Consider the following 19454-nt stretch of genomic DNA (forward strand, 5'->3'; position numbering starts at 1 on the left):
CAAATCTTTCGGTACGTCGTTGCTGACCTGCCCGGACGCTGCCAGGGTTTCGACCATTCCCCTCAACGCAGGTCACCGGAGGCTCCCTTGGCTGTCCGTCGTGCCGTTGTCGCCGCCGCGTCCGCGGCGGCGCTCGTCTTCCCCGTTCTGATCCCCGGCAGTGCCACCGGGGCTCCAGTCGCCGTGCCGGCCACCGGCTCCGAGCCGCGGCCTCCCGCAAAGCAGGCCGTCGCCACCGGCAGCGGCGGTGCTGTCTCCAGCGTGAATCCGTACGCCTCTCAGGCCGGATTGAACGTCTTGCGGCACGGTGGCAACGCGGTCGATGCCGCGGTGGCCACCGCGGCGGCGCTCGGCGTGGTCGAGCCGTACTCGGCGGGCATCGGAGGCGGCGGCTACTTCGTCTCCTACGACGCCGCGACGCGGAAGGTGCGCACCATCGACGGCCGGGAGACCGCCCCGGCCCGGATGCGCTCCGACTCCTTCGTCGACCCCGCGACCAAAAAGCCCATTCCGTTCCCCGAGGCGGTCAACTCGGGGCTCTCCGTGGGCGTTCCGGGCACGCCCGCCACGTGGGAGAAGGCGCTGAAGGACTGGGGTACGGTCTCACTGGCGTCCGCGCTGCGGCCGGCGACCCGCATCGCCGACGAAGGCTTCGTCGTCAACGAGGAGTTCCGCGCCCAGACGGCGATGAACGAGGACCGCTTCCGGGATTTCACGTCCACCGCCGAGCTGTTCCTGCCGAACGGTGAACTCCCCGTGGTCGGCTCCCGATTCCGGAACCCCGACCTCGCCCGGACCTACCGCGAGCTCGCCCGCGAGGGCGTCGGCGCGCTGTACCACGGGGGCATCGGCCGCGACGTGGTGGCCACCGTCAAGAAGCCGCCGGTGGCCCCCGGCGCCGAGCGCACGGTCCGCCCCGGGCTGATGGAACGGGGCGACCTCGCCGACTACGAGACCGTACGCCGTGACCCGACCCGCACCACGTACCGGGGGCTGGACGTCTACTCCATGGCGCCGTCCTCCTCCGGCGGGACCACCGTCGGCGAGGCGCTGAACATCCTCGAGAACTTCGACCTGTCGTCGGCCGACAGGGCCCAGGCGCTCCACCACTACGTGGAGGCCGGCCGGATCGCCTTCGCCGACCGCAACCGCTGGGTGGGCGACCCGGCCTTCTCGGACGTGCCCACCCAGGAGCTGCTGTCCAAGGAGTTCGCCAAGGACCGCGCCTGCCTCATCCGCCCCGACGCCGTGCTGACCAGCCCGCTGGCGCCGGCCGACCCGCGCAGTCCGGGCTCGGGCTGCACGCGGGGCACCGGCAGCGAGGAGCCTTACGAGGGGCCCTCCACCACCCACCTGGTGACAGCGGACCGCTGGGGCAACGTCGTCTCGTACACCCTGACGATCGAGCAGACCGGTGGGTCGGCCATCACCGTGCCCGGCCGGGGATTCCTGCTGAACAACGAGCTGACGGACTTCAACTTCACCCCCCTGGCCGAGGGGGTGCCGGACCCGAACCTGCCGGGCCCCGGCAAGCGCCCGCGCAGCAGCATGTCGCCGACGATCGTCCTGCACGACGGCAAGCCGATGCTCGCCGTCGGCTCACCCGGCGGGGCCACGATCATCACCACGGTGCTGCAGACCCTCGTCAACCGGCTCGACCTGGGCATGGCGCTGCCGCAGGCGGTCGCCGCGCCGCGCATCTCCCAGCGGAACCGGGCCGCGACCGACGCCGAACCGGCCTTCCTCGACTCGCCCGAGCGCACGGCGCTGGAACGCCTGGGGCACCGATTCGTCATGGCCCCGAGCACCTTCACGCCCTCTCCGGAGATCGGGGCGGTGGCGGCCTTGGAGTTCCTGCCCGACGGCAGGCTCCAGGCGGTGGCCGAGCCGGCGCGCCGCGGTGGCGGCTCGGCGATGGTGCTGCACCAGAACGACTGAGGCGGTGGCGGCGCCCGGCCCCGCCGAGCGCCGCCCATCGCGTCGCACCCGCGGGCCCCTGGCGGGAAGACCACGCAGGACCGGCGGCAACGGCGCGAGCGACGTTCGGTGAGCATCAGGGTCCATGAAGGCTGGAGCGCGAGTGGATCTAGGCTGTCCCCGACCACGTGGGCGACATGCCCGCGTCAATCAAAGGGGAGTATGAGATATGCAAGCACGCCGGATCCTGGGCGCGTCCGTAGTGTCCGCCGCCCTGGTCGGGACCACGCTCATCGTCGGCAGCCCCGCCGTCGCACGGACGAACGCGACCGCGGCGAGTTGCACGGCACTGGCCCTCGAGACCGTGGTGATACGTGACCGGACGAGCGTCAACGGCACGGCCCTCGCCCAGCTCAACAAGGGGGAGACCGCGCCGTCGCCCTGCCAGATGTACTACGGCGGCTCGTACACCAAGTGCGGTATCACCAGCTCGCGTTGGGTCAAGGTCACGAAGCACGGCGTCACCGGTTACGTGGTCGGCACCTGCGTGAAGCAGCCCGCCTGATCCGGGCGGCCGACCGGCTGGGCGGGCCCCGGGCACAGCGTCCGGGGCCTCGCCCTGCGGGGGACCGTCGTCACCTCTCGTCGCGTGCTGCTCCTGTGCGTCGATTTCTTTGATCGGAACGTGCGCTTGCCTGCTCGTCGCGTGCCGGGGAGGCGGGTGAGGGGAAATCCGGGAGGGCCTGCGCGGCCAGTTCGTGCAGGACGCGCTCGACCGGGCGGTCACCTGGTGTGGTGCGGTGAAAGGTGACGGGTCAGCCGAGGGCGGCGACGGCCGCGGTGGCGAAGGTGTGGTCCTGCTCGGGAGCGCCGCCGCCGACTCCGACGGCGCCGATGAGCGTGCCGTCGCGGTGGACGGGGATGCCACCGGCGATGAACAGCAGCGGGCGGTCCAGTGCGGTGGTCAGGCTGTGGAACGGGCCGTCGGGCTTGACCAGTTCGACGAGGTCGGCGGTGGGGGCGTTGAGCTGGAGGGCGGTGTAGGCCTTGCGCGTACTGGTCTCACCGGAGATCAGCACCGCCCGGTCGTCGCGGCGGAAGGTCAGCAGATGCCCGCCCGCGTCCAGCACGGTGACGCTGACGGCGACCTGGGCGGTCTCGGCGGCCCGGCGGGCCGCGGTGAGCAGGACCTCGGCGTCCTGGGTGGTCAGCGGGGTCACGGCGGTGGCAGTGGTGCTCATGGTCGTTCCTTTGTGCGGTGATGGAAGTGGGGGTCAGCGCGCGGCGGTCGCGGGGGAGGGCACCGCGGTGGGGACAGCGGTCGGCGCCTGTGCGGTGCGGGTGCGCTTGTCGAGGTATGCGGCCAGGAAGGCGAGCAGCAGGGCCGTGCCGGAGAGCAGGGCGCCGACCCAGTTCGGCGAGGTGTAGCCGAGGCCGCCGGCGATCACGATGCCGCCGAGCCAGGCGGCGAGCGCGTTGCCCAGATTGAAGGCGCCGATGTTGGCGGCCGAGGCAAGTGTCGGAGCGGCCGAGGCCTGGTCGAGCACCCACTTCTGCAGCGGCGGGACGGTCGCGAACCCCAGGGCGCCGATCAGCGTCAGGGTGATCGCCGCGAGGGCCTTGTTGTGCGCGGTCGCGGTGAACACCAGCAGAGCGAGCGAGAGGGCACCCAGCGACACGAACAGCATGGGCATCAGGGCGCGGTCGGCGAACTTTCCGCCCAGCAGGTTGCCCAGGAACATGCCGATGCCGAACAGGACGAGGAGCCAGGTGACGGCGGCCTCGCTGTAGCCGGCGACCTCGGTCATCATCGGCGTGATGTACGTGATGGCCGCGAACACACCGCCGTACCCGAGGACGGTCATCGCCATGGCGAGCCAGACCTGGACGTTCTTGAAGGCGGCGAACTCGGTGCGGACGTTCTCGGTCTCGGGCCTGCCCTGCTCGGGTACGAGCTTGGCGACGCCGAGGAGGCCGATGATGCCGAGGGCGGCAACGAGGGTGAAGGTGATGCGCCAGCCGAGGGCCTGGCCGATGTAGGTGCCGCCCGGGACGCCGACGATGGTGGCGACGGTCAGGCCCATGAACATCAGGGAGATGGCGGAGGCCTTCCTCTCCGGGGCGACGAGGTCGGCGGCGACCACCGATCCGATGCCGAAGAATGCGCCGTGGGCGAGGGAGGCGACGACTCGGCCGATCAGCATGACGCCGAAGCTGGGCGCGAAGGCGGAGAGCGCGTTGCCGAGGATGAACAGGCCCATGAGGAACATGAGCATCTTCTTGCGGGACACCTTGGTCCCGAGCACGGTCAGCAGCGGGGCACCGAAGACGACACCGAGGGCGTAGCCGGTCACCAGCCAGCCGGCGGTGGGGATGGAGACACCGAAGTCGCCGGCGACCTGGGGCAGCACGCCCATGATCACGAATTCGGTGGTGCCGATCCCGAAGGCCCCGATGGCCAGGGCCAGCAGCGCGAGAGGCATGAAGACGAACCTTCCAGAGATGGTTGCACAGAGGTCTTACAGGCCACGACAATACTTGCAGACGCGTGATGAATGCAAACGCGGTATATCTTTGTAAGGTGGCTATTGTCGTGCGCAAGTCAGTTGTCCCGACGAAGCCGCCGGCACGACGGTGAGGGCGGCCGTCTTCAGATGAAGCACGATGAAGCCGGTCGGGCACGGAGACCATCCCGGACTCGTCGGGGCCAACCGGCCGCAGGGAACGCACAGTCAATTCAGGATTGCCGAGTCCGCGGTGGTGTCCCGACGGCCCACTTGTGCGAGGCTTTCACCAGCCTGCGCGGGAGGGAGACTTGGCGTGAGCAGTCCGGGCAACGAGCCAGTTTGCGAGAGCACGCGATTCGACCGCACCGGTCAGGCCGAGGCTTTCGACGCCATCGGCAACCGCTACGACGAGGTCTTCCCGCACAAGGAGGGCCAGGTCGAGGCCTCCGAGTGGCTGGCCCGATCCCTTCCGGTCGGATCCCGTGTGCTGGATGTGGGGTGCGGCACCGGGATTCCGACCTCGCGACGACTCGCTCAGGCGGGCCACGAGGTCGTCGGCATCGATCTCTCCGGCGTGATGGTCGATCTTGCTCGCCGGCACGTACCCGCCGCGGTGTTCCACCAGGCGGACATCGCGGATCTGCGCCCCTCGGGGCCCCTCGATCTCGGCCGCTTCGACGCGGTCACCGCCTTCTTCTCCCTGCTCATGCTGCCACGCGCCGAGATACCCCTGGCTCTGCGGACGATCCGTCATCTTCTGGCGCCCGGGGGCCTGTTCCTGCTGTCGATGGTGGAGGCCGACCTCGACGACTGCTCGATCCCCTTCATCGGGAACACGATCCGGGTCTCCGGTTACCTGCGGGTCGACCTGCACGAGGTGGTCGAAGGGGCGGGCTTCGAAATCACCGAGGAGATCTGCTACGCCTACGCACCGGCGAGTTCGGACGCACCACCCGAGGAGCAGATCTTCCTGCGCTGCCGCGCACGAAGCGCGTAGTGCCCTCGAGTCCTGAACGGCGGGCACGGTAGGGCGCCTCCTGGGAGGGGGCCGGCCGCCCTTGCGGCACCAGACCCACTCGCCGTCGAGCTGCCCAGCCTTGTGACGCGCCCCTCGCCTTCACCGTGCCGTTCGTGAAAGAGAAGGGCCACGGCCTGTGTCGCTCGCCGTCTCGGTGGTCGCCCTCAGCGGACGCGTTCCGTCCTTGAAGCGTTCCGCGTGCACCGCGGAAACGGACGTGGGATGCGTAACACTCGCGGGACGGCCTTTTCTGCGTCGCCGGACGCGATCGGCGTCTCATCTGCGGTGACCCTCGGTAGCCCCGATGAGTCTCGCCTGTCAAGGAGCGTGACGCTCACAAATGTCTAACGAATCACAGACTTTTGGGCCGCTGTGATGTCAGAGTGACTCAAGAGGCTGGAGTTACCGACCAGTTGGACCAATCGTTGGCCGAACCCGGGAGGGACGTGACGCGGTGATGCGCTGCACCGAGCGCCGGAGAGACCGCCGGAAGGCAGACCCCTTACCGGAGTTGTCCCGAGTCACCCGCGTACCTGAAGTGCCCGAGCTACCGGAGCCACCGGACGATACCTCCGTCCCGGCTCCGGACCGTGCCCCCCGGCACGGCCCGCCGTCCTGCCGGTGTTCCGCCTCCGAGTAATCCGTCGACCTCCCCACGGCCTCGACGAGTACCTGCGATCCGACATGACGACTCCCCACCGCGCGCCCAGGGCGCGCTGGAGGAACACCCCCCATGCACTTGCTCACGAACAATGCCCGCGCTTTCAGGCATCGGGCCGCCGCACGCGCCGAGGAGTTCGGCCGCCTCGCGGACGGCCAGTCCCCCCAAGCGCTCTTCATCACCTGCTCCGACTCCCGGGTGATCCCCTCACTGATCACCGGAGCCCGCCCAGGCGAACTGTTCGAACTCCGCACGGCGGGCGGCATCATCCCCGAGCACGACCCCCTTCGGCACTCGAGCGAGGCGGCCACCGTCGAGTACGCCGTCGAAGTGCTCGGCGTCACGGACATCGTCGTCTGTGGCCACTCCCACTGCGGTGCCGTCGGGGCCATGGCGCGCCGCGAAGACCTCTCCGCCGTTCCGGCGGTCCGCGGCTGGCTGGAGAGCGCGTCACCGGCGCCCCTCTTCACCGACCCCTCGGCCCCCGCCGACCCCGCCGTCGCCGAAGCCGTCCAGCACCATGTGGTGCGGCAGCTCCGGCGGTTGCGCGACTACCCCTGTGTCGTTCGCCGGGCCGCAGAAGAGCGACTGAGGCTGCACGGCTGGTACTACGAGATAGACACCGGCTCCGTGCTCGTCCGCCGGCCCCACGACGACGCGTTCCTTCCGCTGTGAGCACCGCCGACACCCGCAAACGCGGGCACCGTGAACGCGGGAGCATCCATCGCGAGAACAGCGAACGGGGGAACAGCGAACTGGGGAACAGCGATCGCGGGAACCGCGGACGTCACCGGCGGGCGCCGCAGCGCGCGGAGCGAGCCTCCGCCTCGACGCTGCGGGCCGACCTCACTGCCTCCGTCGTCGTCTTCCTGGTCGCCCTGCCGCTGTGCGTGGGCGTTGCCGTGGCCTCCGGTGTGCCGGCGGAACTCGGCCTGGTCACCGGCATCGTCGGTGGTCTGGTGACCGGACTGCTCCCTGGGAGCAGCCTCCAGGTCAGCGGACCTGCCGCGGGTCTGACCGTGCTGGTCCTCGAAGCCGTCACGGAATTCGGGCTCGGGGCCCTGGGCGTGTTCGTCCTCATCGCGGGCGTGCTCCAGTTGGTCATGGGCGCGCTGAAGTTCGGCCGCTGGTTCCGTGCCATCTCCATCGCCGTCGTGGAGGGAATGCTGGCGGGGATCGGTCTCGTACTGATCGCCGGCCAGCTCTACGCCATGGCCGACGCGAAGGCTCCCGGCTCAGGCCCGGCCAATCTCGCCGGCCTACCCGAACTGGTCGTCCGCACGGCCCGCTCGCCCGAGGCGCTGGCCGCGTTCGCTCTCGCGGCGGTGACCGTCGCACTGATGGCCCTGTGGAAGCACCTGCCGCCCAAGGTCCGCGTTGTCCCCGCACCGCTGGCTGCCGTGGCGCTGACCACCACTGCCGTGGCGCTGTTCCGGCTGCCCGTGAAGCGGGTGGACGTTCAGGGGCTGCTGGGCGCGATCCGGCCACCGTCCCTCGACGACCTCGGCGGCATCATGGATGCCGGAGTGGTCGGCGCGATCGGCACGGTCGTCGCCATCACGCTCATCGCGTCGGCGGAGAGCCTGTTCAGCGCCGCCGCCGTCGACCGCCTCCACAGCGGACCCGGCACCCACTACGACAAGGAGCTGATGGCGCAGGGTGCGGGCAACGCCGTGTGCGGCGCCCTCGGAGCGCTGCCGATGACCGCGGTCATCGTGCGCAGCTCGGCCAATGTGCAGGCAGGCGCCCGGACCAAGGCGTCACGGGTGCTGCACGGCGTCTGGCTGCTGCTCTTCGCGGCGCTCCTGCCGGCGGCGCTCGGCCTCATACCCGTCGCCTCGCTCGCGGGCATCCTCGTCTTCTCCGGCTGGAAGCTCATCCCGCTGAAGGAGCTGGGGCCGCTGTGGCGCGAGCACCGCGGAGAGGCCCTGATCCTGGTGGCGACCGCAGTCGCCATCATCGCGACCAGCATGTTCGAGGGCGTGCTCGCCGGGTTGCTGCTCGCCGTCGCCAAGACGGCATGGGAGACGTCGCACGTCCACGTCGACGTGGAGGACGGCGTTGACCGGAACAGCCCTCTCCGGGTGGTCGTCTCCGGAAACGCGACCTTCCTCAGGCTGCCCCGGATCCTCGACACCCTCGAGAAGCTGCCGAAGGACCGGCACATCGAGCTCGACCTGCTCGGCCTGCGGCACTTGGACCACGCATGCAGTACGGCGCTCTCCAACTGGGCCGACCGGCACAACAAGGAGGAAGGAGCCACCCGCGTGCTGATGCCTGCGGCCTGACTGTTTCCCGGGCCCGGTCCGTACGGCTGCCGATACCGGGCGGTCGTACGGGCCGGGCATACGAGCCCGGGGTCGCAGGGTGCGAGCCGGTGCGGACCGCACCCGGGAGCGCCGCCCGGTGCCTTGAGCGCAACGCCGGCAGTTCAGTAGGTGGTTTGGCGCTTTACGGCGGCCGAGCGTGACCTCGAGCGGGCACCGGATCCCGACGACCGGCGCCGCAACATCATCACCATCTCCTCCCGAGGCCGTCGTCACCTACGCCGCCTCGACAAGGTCCTGGACGACCTCCACGACGAACTGCTCGCGCCGCTGAGTCCGGCCGAACGCGACCAGTTCGTGCAGTTGCTCACCCGCTTGCTGGACCACCACGCCCGGATCTCCTGAACCCGCGTAGCTGCAGCCGACATCAACCGAGGCGGTCCTGCGCCGGCGCTGCTGGAGGCGAGCACGTTCGGATGGAGCGGTGGTTCGCGCTGCGGCAGGAGCGAGGTGGCAAGGCGTGCACGCGTCCGGTGACGGGTCAGAGCCAGCCTTCGCGCTGTCGTTCCAATCCGTCGAGAATCAGGTCGAGCCCGATGTCGAATTCCGCGGAGTACGCGTAGCCGGGTTTCAGGGCATGGTGGCCGATCATCTCGGTGAGGTGAGGGAACTCGTCGCGAGGCATCTGTTCCAGGATCGAGTCCGCCAGGCCCTCGATGCCGGCGGACGACTCGAACGGCAGGCTGAGCTCCTGCAGCGTGAACCCGTAGATGTAGCTGTCGAGCACGGAGAACGCGTGCGCCGCACCGGCGATGGTGAAGCCGCCCGACCGTAGGCAGCCGATCACGGCGTCGTGGTGGCACAGCGTCGCGGGGCCGGGGTTGCTCCGCGAGTCCATCAGGCCGATCGCCCACGGGTGGCGGATCAGTGCGTCGCGTGTCGAAACCGCGCGCCGCCGCATCGCGGCCCGCCAGTGGAGGTCCTTCGGCGGGAGTTCGATCTCACCGAAGACGAGGTCGACCATGCCGTCGAGAATCGCCTCCTTGTTGCGGAAGTGGTGGTACAGCGACATGGCCTCGACGCCAAGCCGCCCGGCGAGTCTGCGCATCGTCAGCGCGCCCGTACCGGCCTCGTCCGCCAGCGCGACCGCCGAGCGGAGCACCGTCTCCTTGCTGAGCGGTCGGCGGCGGGATGCCGACACGGGGGCTGGCTCGGTGGACACGGAATCCTCCCTGGGTGGGCTTCATCGGTTGACAACCTTACTTCGTAAGGCACACCCTTACGGCGTAAGGACGGGCGGGGAGAGGGAGGGCGATGGTCATGGAACCGATCGGCTCGGAGGAGGCCCGGAGACGGGGCTCACGCAAAAGGGTGTGCGTCGTCGGCGCGTCCGGAAAGCTCGGGCGGTACATGGTGCGGCACGCGCTGAACCGGGGCTACGAGGTGGTGGGCGTCTGCCGGGAGCAGAGCGTCGACAAGCTCGCCGAGTTCGAGGGTCGGATCACGGTGATCCCCGGAGCGACCGACGACCGTGCGGTCATCGCACGGGCGGTGGACGGGTGCCAGGCCGTGCTCACGGTGCTGGCCCCATGGGGAATGGACCACTACTCCTCCGGTACGGCCCAGGCCGTGCTCGACCAGGCGCCTTCGGGAGCCCGGCTGGTGTTCTCCTGCGGCTGGCACATCAGCCGCGACGGGAAGGACGTGTACACCCGGAAGCTCAGGGCGTTCGTGGCGGTCTTCGGGCGGTTGGCACGACTGGCTCGCGTGGCGGACCTGGACGACCAGGTGGAGGCATGCCGAAGGATCTTCTCCAGCGACACCGAATGGACGGTCGTCCGCGGCAGCGACCTGGAGGAGGGCGAGAGCCAGGGCCTGCCCGTGTGGAGCCGGCATGTCGGTGACCCCGTCCTCGCGAGCAACCTGACCCGTCGCGTGGACTTCGCCCTTTTCATGGTCGACGCGGTGGAGAACGACGCCCTGGTCCGGGAGGCCCCGGCCATCGTCGGCCGGCTGACCCCGTCGGCCCTCGCCCACGCCCGCACGAAGGGCGCGGCCTGACCACCTTGGGACCGGACCTCAGGTCACGGCCTGATCCGCCTGCGTCTCAGCCCGCCAGCATTCCGGGCGTCGCCCACTGCCCGACACCTGCGCTCCGAACAACTCAACTACCTGTGTGGGCCGTTGTCAGCGCACTGTCTTTGCAGACACAGGTGGTGACGGCGGTGGAAGAGATCTCGCAGTTGATGCTGTGCGGCTGCGCGCCGTGCATGCGGATGCGGCCTTTTCCTGCGGCTTTGGCCTCGTACATGACCAGGTCGGCGTTGTGCAGGAGTTCATCCGGTGTGATCCCCGGAGTGGCTACCGCGATGCCGATGGAAGCCGATACCACCGCATCGGTGCTGCCGATGCGGTACGGCTTCACGAGGGCCGACAAGATCCGCTCCGCTACTTCCCTGGCCCGGGAAGGGCATGCTCCCGCCTTTCCCTCCAGCAGCGCGGCGAACTCGTCGCCGCCGAGGCGGGCGACCGTGTCCGCGGCCCGCACAGATGCCTGGAGCCGACGGGCAGCCTGGACGAGCAGACCATCACCTACCGCGTGACCGGCCGAGTCGTTGACGGCCTTGAAGCCGTCCAGGTCCAGGAAGATCACCGCGGGCGGCGTGGCGTCGGCGGCGCGCTTCTGCAGGGCATGTCTGACCCTGTCGGCGAACAACGCGCGGTTGGGCAGGCCCGTCAACACGTCGTGGAACGCGAGGTGTTCGAGCTGTGCCTGCAACATGACTCGCTCGGTGACATCGCGACTGTTGAAGATCAGCCCGTCGGCGTGGTGGCTGACCGTCGACTCGACGTGGCGCCACTGCCCATCCGCTGCCCGAACCCGAGACGACAAGCGGCGGCCCGGCCCGCGAGTGCCTGACTCGGCTTCCTGCCGCAGGGTCTCGACAGCTTGCATCAGCAGCGCCACGTCGTCAGGGTGGCTGTACAGGGGCAGGCGGGCGCCTACGAGCTCCTCAGGGCAGTACCCGAAGACCGCACGGACGGCCGGACTGATGTAGAGCACGCGACCGTCCAGGCCGACGATGGTGATCACGTCGCTCGAGCCGTCGACCAGCGTGCGGTACTGCGCCTCCCGGGCTGCGGCCTCTCGAGTGAGCTGCAGGTGGTCGGCGTGAGCAACGCCTTGCCGGACGCTGAGCCCGAGAAGCACAGAACCTGCCAGGGCGAGCATCACCACATCGGGGTGGCCACCGGCCAGCGCGTGCGCAGCCATCGCGAGAGCGCAGACGACCACGGGTACAAAGGCCACGACCACCCCGGCGACAGGCATCTCCCGCCGGTCGGCTGCCACAATGCTGGCGCCGCCGGGCAGCCAGGGCGCGAGGGCCACGAGGAACAATCCGGCCATCGAACAGGTCGCCGCGAGAGAAATCCCGGACCAGGCGCCTGGAGCGGGCAACAGAATGGGCAGCATGTCGCTCACGGCCAGAACGGCGAGGGCCACGGCCGCCAGAGTGACCGCTGCGCGCTCCCCGGGCTTCCGGCAGAAGCGCAAGGCGACCAGTAGCCCCAGGACGAGAATGTCCGTCGCCACGCGGGTGAAAGCCATCAGCGATCCCGGTACGTCACCACCGCCTCTGTCGACGCGGTGCAACAGAAGCACCCAGCCCAGCGTGAACAGCGAGCCCGCGGTCATCCAGCCGTCCAGGAGCCGCCGTAACCAGATCAGGGTCGTGCCGCTGTCCGCGGCCGCCACGACCAGTCCGGCGACACCCAGTCCCAGAGAAACGGCGAGACCGGCGACTGCCAGCACTTCGACCACGGATTGGAGAACGCCTGCGAAATGCCCCTGCGCTGTGGGGTGTTGACTGGCCAAAAGGTGATGAAGACCGCCTGCTGCCACCGAAACCGCCAGCAGCGTCAGGCGCAGGCGCACCCTTCCCGTGACGGTTCGGGCACGTGCGTAGAGCGAGAGTGCGGCTACCCCATGCGCGGCTGCCACTCCTACGCAGGCATCCAGCACCGCTGCCGCGGTGACGCACCCTCCCGCGGCAGCAGCTGCCGCAGACCCGACGCCCAGGGCCGCGCGCACCCCTGCCCCGTGCAGCCGGCCGATACGGACGGCGTGGGTCGAACCGCCTCGACCGGCTAATCCTGGCATCATGCGAACCTCCCGGAGGGACCCGGCTCAGGAGGGCAGACACAAACCCCTTGCACATCTCGAGTGCGATAAAAGGGTAGGACGATCCTTCACCCCACGCGTATGCCCCCTTGGGCGCTTCACCTGAAATAACGACAGCGTCTGTGTGCCGCTGACGCGGCGGGATCGAACTGGTAGAGAAGACCCTGCCGCTCCCGTCAGCCAGTGCCGTGGTGAATCGTGCGCGCGATGAGCTGTCAGCTCGGTGCTGCGACGGTCCTTCGTGTGACCGGTCAGCAAGCCCCCGCCGCCCCGTGCGTCTTCGGCAGCACCGCTGCGGAGGAGCCTGCGGCGCGCCTCTGCCGGTGGCGGGACGATGTGAGCAGGATCGGCCGCATGCGGACACACGAGCAGGGAAGCGAACCAGGCGGGGGACACAACGCGCACTACGGCGGGCGAGAGTTCCGGCCGGACCAGGAGGGCGAGGGCGAACGGATCGACCTCGGGGCCCTCGCCTATGACGAGGTGACACTGGCCCACCTGATGCGCCTGGGCGTGGGGCTGGAGCCGGGGTGGCGGTGCCTCGACATCGGCGCAGGCACCGGGTCGGTGGCTCGGCTCCTGTTGGACGAGGCCGGCGTGGACGAAGTCGTGGCCGTCGACCGCGACATCAGGTTCCTCGCCGCTCACCCTGTGCCCGGACTCACGGCCGTCGAGGCGGATGTCACCACCTCCGACCTGCCGCGCGGCAGCTTCCACCTGGTGCACGCACGGTTCGTGCTCATGCATCTGCCCGAGCCAGAACGGATGATCGCCAGACTCGCCTCGCTCGTGGCCCCAGGTGGCGTTCTGGTGCTGGGCGACGCCATCGACCTGACCTCCGCCGACGCGCCCCCGACTCCCTACACCCGCGTGATGCGGGCGATGTGGCAGGGGCTCAAGGCGTCCATCGGGACGGACGTCTCCTGGGTCTGCGGCTATCCGCAGTTGCTGCGGGCCGCCGGCCTCACGTCCGTGGGCGCGGAAGTGCACGTGCCCGCCCTGACGCCGGGCAGTGCCATCAGCCGCTTCTGGGCGGACACGTGGGACCGCGCCCGCGGGGCGATCACGGCCACCGGCATGGTGGACGATGCCGGCGTGGACGAGGCGATCCGCTATCTGGCGTCTCCCGACTGCGCGGACATCTCCGCCGGGTTGATCACGGCCTGGGGCCGCAGGCCGCCTGCGACGGAAGACCAGGCGGAGGGCGACAGCGAAAGTTGATCAACGGCTCAGGGCCTGCGAAGGCACCCGGGCGCCGCGTCGCCCGGGCGCTCGGTCACCGAGACGGTCCGGTGCGAAGGAGCAGGCCTCGACCGGTCTGCCCAGAGCCGCATCGGTGCACAGGACGAGGGACTCGCCATCCGCCGGCCGGTGGTACGGGTGGCCGGGCGATTCGGGCCCCGTACCACGAGCAGTGGTACTCCGTACTCTCGCCTCTCATGCCAGGGCGTTCACTGCGGCGGCGAACACGCGTGGCAGACGCTCGGCCGTGGGCACGATGAGCGGTGCCAGGGCGGGCTTCTGCCGGGCGCGCAACAGGAGTTCCGTCAGCAGCCGGTGGCGGCGGGTCGCCCGGTTCCAGTCGCTCTCGTAGCGGCCCGGCGTACCGCGGCGCAGATTGCCGACCAGGACCTCGGCCCCGGCGAGAGCCAGGGAGATCCCCTCACCGGTCAGCGCGTCGATGTATCCGGCGGCGTCTCCCACGAGGAGCACCCGTCCGTGGAATCGGGTGCGTGCCCTCTGGCGCAGTGGTCCCGCGCCCCGCACCGCGGTGACGGCCGCCCCTGGGGGGAGGCGCTCCGCAAGGGCGGGAAACCCCTCCAGTTGAGCGTCGAAGGGGGCTCGTCGGGCCGTCAGCAGGGCGACGCCGACGAGGTCCGGGCCGAGCGGCGTGACGTACGCCTCCCCGTACCGCCCCCAGTGCACCTCCACGTGCGAGGACCACGGCGGCACGGCGAAGTGACGGCGCAGCCCGTATCTGGCAGCCCCCGGGGAAGGCACCTCCAGGCCCAGGGAGCGGCGCAGCGGCGAGTGCAGACCGTCAGCGGCGACCAGCCACCTGGCACGCAGACCCGTACCGGGCACCCCTACACCGGTGGCGTCCTGCTGCACCGCCTCGACCCTCAGGGGGACCACGGGAACGCCTGCCTCGCGGACCGCGCGGTGCAGGACGCCGTGCAGGCTGGTACGGCGCACACCGAGCCCGGGGCCGTGCCGAAACCGGGCCTGCGCCTGGCGGGGGCCCTGGACATAGCGGATGCCCTTGATCGGATGACCGGAGACGGCGAGGCCGAGCGCGGAAAGAGACCGCACGGCGCCCGGCATCAGGCCTTCGCCGCAGGCCTTGTCGACCGGTACGCGGCGGGGCTCGGCCACAACGGTGTCGAGACCGGCGCGTGCCGCGTACAGGGCGGTCGCGAGACCGGCCGGTCCCCCTCCGACGACGAGCAGGTCGTGACCGTCGATCATGCCGCCACTGCCCGGCCGCCGAGGGCGGCGTTCTCACAGCGGATGCGGACCGTGAGCAGTACGGCGTTGGCCACCGTGAACACCACCGCGCTCAGCCATGCCGAGTGCACCAGAGGCAGTGCGGTGATCTCCACGACGACGGCGACGTAGTTGGGATGACGCAGGAACCGGTACGGGCCGGCGTCGACCAGACGTGCCCCGGGAACGACGATGACGCGGGTGTTCCAGTACCGCCCCAGCGTCGTGATGCACCACCAGCGCAGTGCTTGGGCCAGGAGGACCAGCGCCAGCATGGGCCATCCCAGGGCGGGCAGGAACGGCCGGTGGGCGAGCACGGGCTCGAGCAGACAGCAGGCCAGCAGACCGGTGTGCAGGACGACCATGACGGGGTAGTGACCGCGGCCGTACTCCACGCCGGAACGGGCGAGCGTCCACGCCGCGTTGCGCCGGGCCACGGCGAGTTCGACGACGCGTTCGGCGGCGACGGCCAGGACGAGAAGCGTGTACCAGGACATGTGGACCACTCACCAGCGCAGCAGGACGAGTTCGGAGCAGAACCCCGGGCCCATCGCCAGGACCAGTCCCCAGGTACCGGGCTCGGGCCGATGGGTCTCGCGGGTGTTCTGCAGGATGTGCAGGACGGAGGCCGACGACATGTTCCCCACCGTCGCGAGCGAGTGCCATGCCGTGTCCAGGGCACCGTCGGGCAGGCCGAGGACATCGGCCACGGCGGACAGCACCTTGGGGCCTCCGGGATGGCACACCCAGGTACCGATGTCGTCGACGGTCAGGCCGTTGTGAGCCAGGAAGGCACGCAGATCGGCACCGAAGTGGCGGCGTACCATGCCGGGAACCCCGGCACCGATCACGACGCGGAATCCGCTGGCACCGATGTTCCAGCCGAGGAGCTGTTCGGTGTCCGGGTACAGATGGCTGCGCGTGGCGACCACCGTCGGCCCCACCCCGTCCCGGCCGCGGGTGCCTCGGCCCTGTGCGACGACGGCGGCCGCGCCGTCCCCGAACAGGGCGCCGGCGACGAGGTTCGCGGGGGAGTCGTCGCACTGCTGGAGTGTCAGCGAGCACAGCTCGACGGTGAGCAGCACGGCGGTGTCATCCGGATGACCGCGAAGGTAGTCGTGCAGCCGGGCCAGGCCGGCGGCGCCTGCCACGCAGCCCAGGCCGAACACCGGGACCCTCTTGACGTCGGGCCGCAGTCCCACGCGTCCGGCCAGCCGGGCGTCGAGCGACGGGGCGGCGATGCCGGTGATCGAGGTGCACACCAGCAGATCGACGTCGCGCGGTGCGAGGCCTGCCTCCTCGAGCGCGCCGGTGAGGGCCTGCTCGCCCAGATCGAGTCCGGCTGCCACCCAGGCGTCGTTGGACTTCCCGAAGTCGCCGAGGCCGGCGTACCGCTCGATCGGCAGGGCGAGGTGCCGTGTCCGCACCCCGGCGGAGGCGTGCAGGCGGCGCAGGAGGGTGCGCTCGGCGCCGGGCGCGAGGCAGAGGTCGCCGATCAGCTCGGTGAGGTCGTCCTGTCTGTAGCGGTGCGGCGGCAGCGCGGTGCGGACGGCGAGGACCGTGGTGGCCGCGCCGGTCGCGGTCGTACCGCCCGGCAGGGTGGTCGGTGAGGGGGCATCGTCGACGATCACAGGGACACGCATGTCGGTAATGCCTTCTCGTTTCGAGTGCCCGATTATCTTGCCTTCGTGTCTCTACACCCCACCGAGGCCCTTCCGCGTACGACACACCGTCTTCCTCCGTTGTTGCGCGCCTGCCACCTGGAGCCGGCGCTGGCCGTCACGGCGTTCGCGACCGCGCTGGCCGCGGCGGCCGGGCGCGGGCCGGCGGGTGCGGCGGCGGTGGCTGCCGCCGTGCTGGCCGGTCAGCTCTCGATCGGCTGGTGCAACGACGCGGTCGACGCGCACCGCGACACGCGCTGCGGCCGCCGTGACAAGCCCCTGGCCACCGGGGAACTGTCGCAGCGCACGGTCGCCGTGGCGGCCGGCACGGCCCTGGCCCTGTGCGTGCCGCTGTCGCTGCTGAACGGCGCCGCGGCGGGAGCGGCGCATCTGGGCATGGTGGTCACCGGCTGGACCTACAACCTGTGGCTGAAGCAGACGGTGCTTTCACCGCTGCCCTATGCCGTCGCGTTCGGCTCTCTGCCGGCCTTCGTCACTCTCGGGCTGCCGTTGCCGTCCTGGCCCGCCTGGTGGGCGGTGGCGGCCGGGGCGTTGCTCGGCGTGGGGGCACACGTCGTCAATGTGTTTCCGGACATCGAGGACGATCTTGCGGCCGGTGTTCGCGGGCTGCCGCAGCGCCTGGGGCGAACGGTCTGCCGGTGGGTGAGCCCGTTCGTGATGGTGTCGGCCATGGCCGTGCTCGTGGTGGGACCTCCCGGGCGAGCCGGGGCGGTCAGCTGGGTGCCGGCAGTCGCCGCCGGAGTCGTCGCCGTCGGGGGTACGGCTGTGCCGTCGGCGAACCGGAGCCGCTGGCCGTTCCGGGCCGCGATTGCGGTGGCGGGCATGGCCGTGGCACAACTCCTGCTCCGGGGACGGGACATGGTCTGATCCAGAACGCGGGCGCAAGGCTCTCGGACGTGGCTGTTCACTCAGGCGCGCACCGTTCGGGCGGGCAGACGCCCGGTTCTCCACCAGGCCGTGAGCCACGCGATCTCTGTGGCGGCGTCGATCAGGTAGGTCGGCCGGATGCGCCCGAGGGGAACGTAAACCAGGTCGATCACGAGCAGGGTGACGGCTGTGCCGACTCCGAGGCGCCGTGCGTGCCGCAGTCCCTCGGCACCCGGTGAAGCGCGCAGCATGCTCCAGCCGGCAGTTGCCAGGAGACCGCCGCACGTCTTCAGCAGCCACTCGTCCGTCTTGGGGCCGCAGACCCACTCGAAAGTCCGCAGCGACAACAGTGGCCAAACGCCACCGAGGACGTTGAACAGCCCGTGAGCACGGGCGAGGGCCAGTGGATCCACCACAAGACCTCCATCCGGGGCATCGATCAAGCCGCTGCTGCGCGGTTACGTGCGCGGGTACCCGAAGCGGTCCTCTCCACCCATCTGCTACAGACGAATGCGTGGGAATGCACTTCGCGAATCCCCGGGCCGGTACTTCCCGGATTCCCCGCGGCCACGAGGCCGGCACCTCTGGTACTCGCCAGATTTACATGACAAAACGACCGGCCCGGATGCCTGCTGCTGAACGAGTGAATCCGGGGATCTCGCTCCTTGACGTGCTGCGGCTCGTGTTCCGAGATATCGCAGGTTGCGAAGCTCGAAGCGGCGTGCGCGGCGGAGGTGTCACTCGGCAGCCGGTATCGGGAATCGTTAGGTTGCCCCTTGAATGCCTTCTGTAGGGCAGCGTGCTGGTTGTTGCTCGCTGGCTTGCCGTGTCGTATCTGACGAGTGGAGTTCGCGTGAGCCTGAACAAGGCGTCGCTGTTCGAGGACGAGGATGCGTATGAGAACGAGCTGCCCCTGCGGCGCAGGCAGTCCGGCAATGTCGTCATCAGATGGCTGACCACCACTGACCACAAGACGATCGGCACGCTGTATCTGTCGACATCCTTCATGTTCTTTCTGATCGGCGGCCTGATGGCGCTGCTGATGCGCGCCGAACTGGCCAGGCCCGGTACGCAGATCATGTCGAACGAGCAGTTCAATCAGGCTTTCACGATGCACGGCACGATCATGCTGCTGATGTTCGCGACGCCGCTGTTCGCCGGTTTCGCGAACTGGATCATGCCGCTGCAGATCGGCGCGCCCGACGTGGCGTTCCCGCGGCTGAACATGTTCGCGTACTGGCTGTACCTCTTCGGCTCGCTGATCGCGGTGGCCGGCTTCCTCACCCCGCAGGGGGCGGCCGACTTCGGGTGGTTCGCCTATTCGCCCCTCAACAGCATCGAACGCTCGCCGGGCGTCGGGGCCGACCTGTGGATCATGGGTCTGGCCTTCTCCGGCTTCGGCACGATCCTCGGCTCGGTCAACTTCATCACCACGATCATCTGCATGCGCGCTCCCGGCATGACGATGTTCCGGATGCCGATCTTCACTTGGAACGTGCTGCTGACCGGTGTGCTGGTCCTGCTCGCCTTCCCGGTCCTGGCGGCGGCGCTGTTCGCCCTGGAGGCGGACCGCAAATTCGGCGCCCATGTCTTCGACGCGGACAACGGCGGCGCCCTGCTGTGGCAGCACCTCTTCTGGTTCTTCGGCCATCCCGAGGTGTACATCATCGCCCTGCCGTTCTTCGGCATCGTCACGGAGATCATCCCGGTCTTCTCCCGCAAGCCGATCTTCGGATACATCGGTCTGGTGGGCGCGACCATCGCCATTGCGGGTCTGTCCGTGACGGTGTGGGCGCACCACATGTACGTCACAGGCGGCGTGCTGCTGCCGTTCTTCGCCTTCATGACGTTCCTCATCGCGGTCC

At 69.8% G+C, this 19454-nt stretch carries 17 protein-coding genes and 1 pseudogene; 10 read left to right on the plus strand and 8 right to left on the minus strand.

Annotation, left to right across the window (positions count from 1 at the left end):
• Window positions 1-87: 87 nt before the first annotated feature.
• Together ggt and HW130_RS04795 are read left to right on the plus strand one after the other, a co-directional pair.
• A complete protein-coding gene (ggt, locus tag HW130_RS04790; RefSeq protein ID WP_177148122.1) occupies window positions 88-1938 on the plus strand; it encodes a gamma-glutamyltransferase in 1851 nt (616 codons plus the stop codon).
• Between the two features lie 208 nt (window positions 1939-2146).
• Window positions 2147-2482, plus strand: a complete 336-nt coding sequence (locus HW130_RS04795) for a hypothetical protein (RefSeq protein WP_177148123.1) — start codon at window positions 2147-2149, stop codon at window positions 2480-2482.
• A gap of 250 nt (window positions 2483-2732) precedes the next feature.
• On the opposite strand, the gene HW130_RS04800 is transcribed toward HW130_RS04795, so the two are convergent.
• Complete coding sequence (locus tag HW130_RS04800) at window positions 2733-3158, minus strand: heme-binding protein (protein WP_177148124.1); 426 nt, start codon at window positions 3156-3158, stop codon at window positions 2733-2735.
• 33 nt (window positions 3159-3191) lie between these two features.
• Window positions 3192-4400 (minus strand): MFS transporter, encoded by a 1209-nt coding sequence (locus HW130_RS04805; protein ID WP_177148125.1) that lies wholly within the window; start codon window positions 4398-4400, stop codon window positions 3192-3194.
• A 337-nt stretch (window positions 4401-4737) separates the two neighbouring features.
• Between HW130_RS04805 and HW130_RS04810 the strand changes: the two genes are divergently transcribed.
• From HW130_RS04810 to HW130_RS04825, 4 genes and pseudogenes are all read left to right on the plus strand, one after another.
• Window positions 4738-5421: a class I SAM-dependent methyltransferase gene (locus tag HW130_RS04810; protein ID WP_309140323.1), complete on the plus strand. Its 684-nt coding sequence runs from the start codon at window positions 4738-4740 to the stop codon at window positions 5419-5421.
• A gap of 754 nt (window positions 5422-6175) precedes the next feature.
• Window positions 6176-6778, plus strand: coding sequence for a carbonic anhydrase (locus HW130_RS04815; protein WP_177148127.1), 603 nt, complete (start codon window positions 6176-6178; stop codon window positions 6776-6778).
• Window positions 6779-6936: 158 nt separating this feature from the next.
• On the plus strand, window positions 6937-8391 hold the full coding sequence (locus HW130_RS04820; protein ID WP_256355867.1) for a SulP family inorganic anion transporter: 1455 nt from the start codon (window positions 6937-6939) through the stop codon (window positions 8389-8391).
• 171 nt (window positions 8392-8562) lie between these two features.
• Window positions 8563-8775: pseudogene (locus HW130_RS04825) on the plus strand (MarR family winged helix-turn-helix transcriptional regulator); the annotation flags it as partial.
• A gap of 136 nt (window positions 8776-8911) precedes the next feature.
• On the opposite strand, the gene HW130_RS04830 reads toward HW130_RS04825, so the two are convergent.
• Window positions 8912-9592 carry a TetR/AcrR family transcriptional regulator gene (locus HW130_RS04830; RefSeq protein ID WP_177148128.1) on the minus strand — a complete coding sequence of 227 codons (681 nt, stop codon included), beginning with the start codon at window positions 9590-9592 and terminating at the stop codon, window positions 8912-8914.
• Window positions 9593-9690: 98 nt separating this feature from the next.
• On the opposite strand from HW130_RS04830, the gene HW130_RS04835 reads away from it, so the two are divergent.
• Window positions 9691-10431: an NAD(P)-dependent oxidoreductase gene (locus HW130_RS04835; protein WP_177148129.1), complete on the plus strand. Its 741-nt coding sequence runs from the start codon at window positions 9691-9693 to the stop codon at window positions 10429-10431.
• 103 nt (window positions 10432-10534) lie between these two features.
• Here the strand turns inward: HW130_RS04835 and HW130_RS04840 are convergent, their stop codons facing one another.
• Window positions 10535-12307 carry a sensor domain-containing diguanylate cyclase gene (locus HW130_RS04840; protein WP_177148130.1) on the minus strand — a complete coding sequence of 591 codons (1773 nt, stop codon included), beginning with the start codon at window positions 12305-12307 and terminating at the stop codon, window positions 10535-10537.
• Between the two features lie 600 nt (window positions 12308-12907).
• Between HW130_RS04840 and HW130_RS04845 the strand changes: the two genes are divergently transcribed.
• Complete coding sequence (locus HW130_RS04845; protein WP_177148131.1) at window positions 12908-13774, plus strand: trans-aconitate 2-methyltransferase; 867 nt, start codon at window positions 12908-12910, stop codon at window positions 13772-13774.
• A 216-nt stretch (window positions 13775-13990) separates the two neighbouring features.
• Here the strand turns inward: HW130_RS04845 and HW130_RS04850 are convergent, their stop codons facing one another.
• From HW130_RS04850 to HW130_RS04860, 3 genes are read right to left on the minus strand one after another with little or no spacing between them, the layout of a single operon-like run.
• Window positions 13991-15022: an NAD(P)/FAD-dependent oxidoreductase gene (locus HW130_RS04850; protein ID WP_177148132.1), complete on the minus strand. Its 1032-nt coding sequence runs from the start codon at window positions 15020-15022 to the stop codon at window positions 13991-13993.
• On the minus strand, window positions 15019-15537 hold the full coding sequence (locus tag HW130_RS04855; RefSeq protein ID WP_177148133.1) for an isoprenylcysteine carboxyl methyltransferase family protein: 519 nt from the start codon (window positions 15535-15537) through the stop codon (window positions 15019-15021). Before HW130_RS04855 ends, HW130_RS04850 begins: the two co-directional genes overlap by 4 nt.
• Before the next feature lie 9 nt (window positions 15538-15546).
• Window positions 15547-16683 (minus strand): type III polyketide synthase, encoded by a 1137-nt coding sequence (locus HW130_RS04860; protein WP_177148134.1) that lies wholly within the window; start codon window positions 16681-16683, stop codon window positions 15547-15549.
• A gap of 45 nt (window positions 16684-16728) precedes the next feature.
• Here HW130_RS04860 and HW130_RS04865 point away from each other — a divergent pair, with 45 nt between their 5' ends.
• Entirely contained in the window at window positions 16729-17589 is an 861-nt protein-coding gene (locus tag HW130_RS04865; RefSeq protein ID WP_309140324.1) for a UbiA family prenyltransferase, read from the plus strand.
• 41 nt (window positions 17590-17630) lie between these two features.
• Here HW130_RS04865 and HW130_RS04870 read toward each other — a convergent pair whose 3' ends face one another.
• On the minus strand, window positions 17631-18002 hold the full coding sequence (locus HW130_RS04870) for a hypothetical protein (protein ID WP_309140325.1): 372 nt from the start codon (window positions 18000-18002) through the stop codon (window positions 17631-17633).
• A gap of 440 nt (window positions 18003-18442) precedes the next feature.
• On the opposite strand from HW130_RS04870, the gene HW130_RS04875 reads away from it, so the two are divergent.
• The coding region (locus HW130_RS04875) for a cbb3-type cytochrome c oxidase subunit I (RefSeq protein WP_177148136.1) at window positions 18443-19454 on the plus strand (1012 nt) is incomplete at its 3' end.

Source organism: Streptomyces sp. PKU-EA00015 (genome assembly GCF_013387495.1).
Classification (GTDB): Bacteria; Actinomycetota; Actinomycetes; order Streptomycetales; family Streptomycetaceae; genus Streptomyces.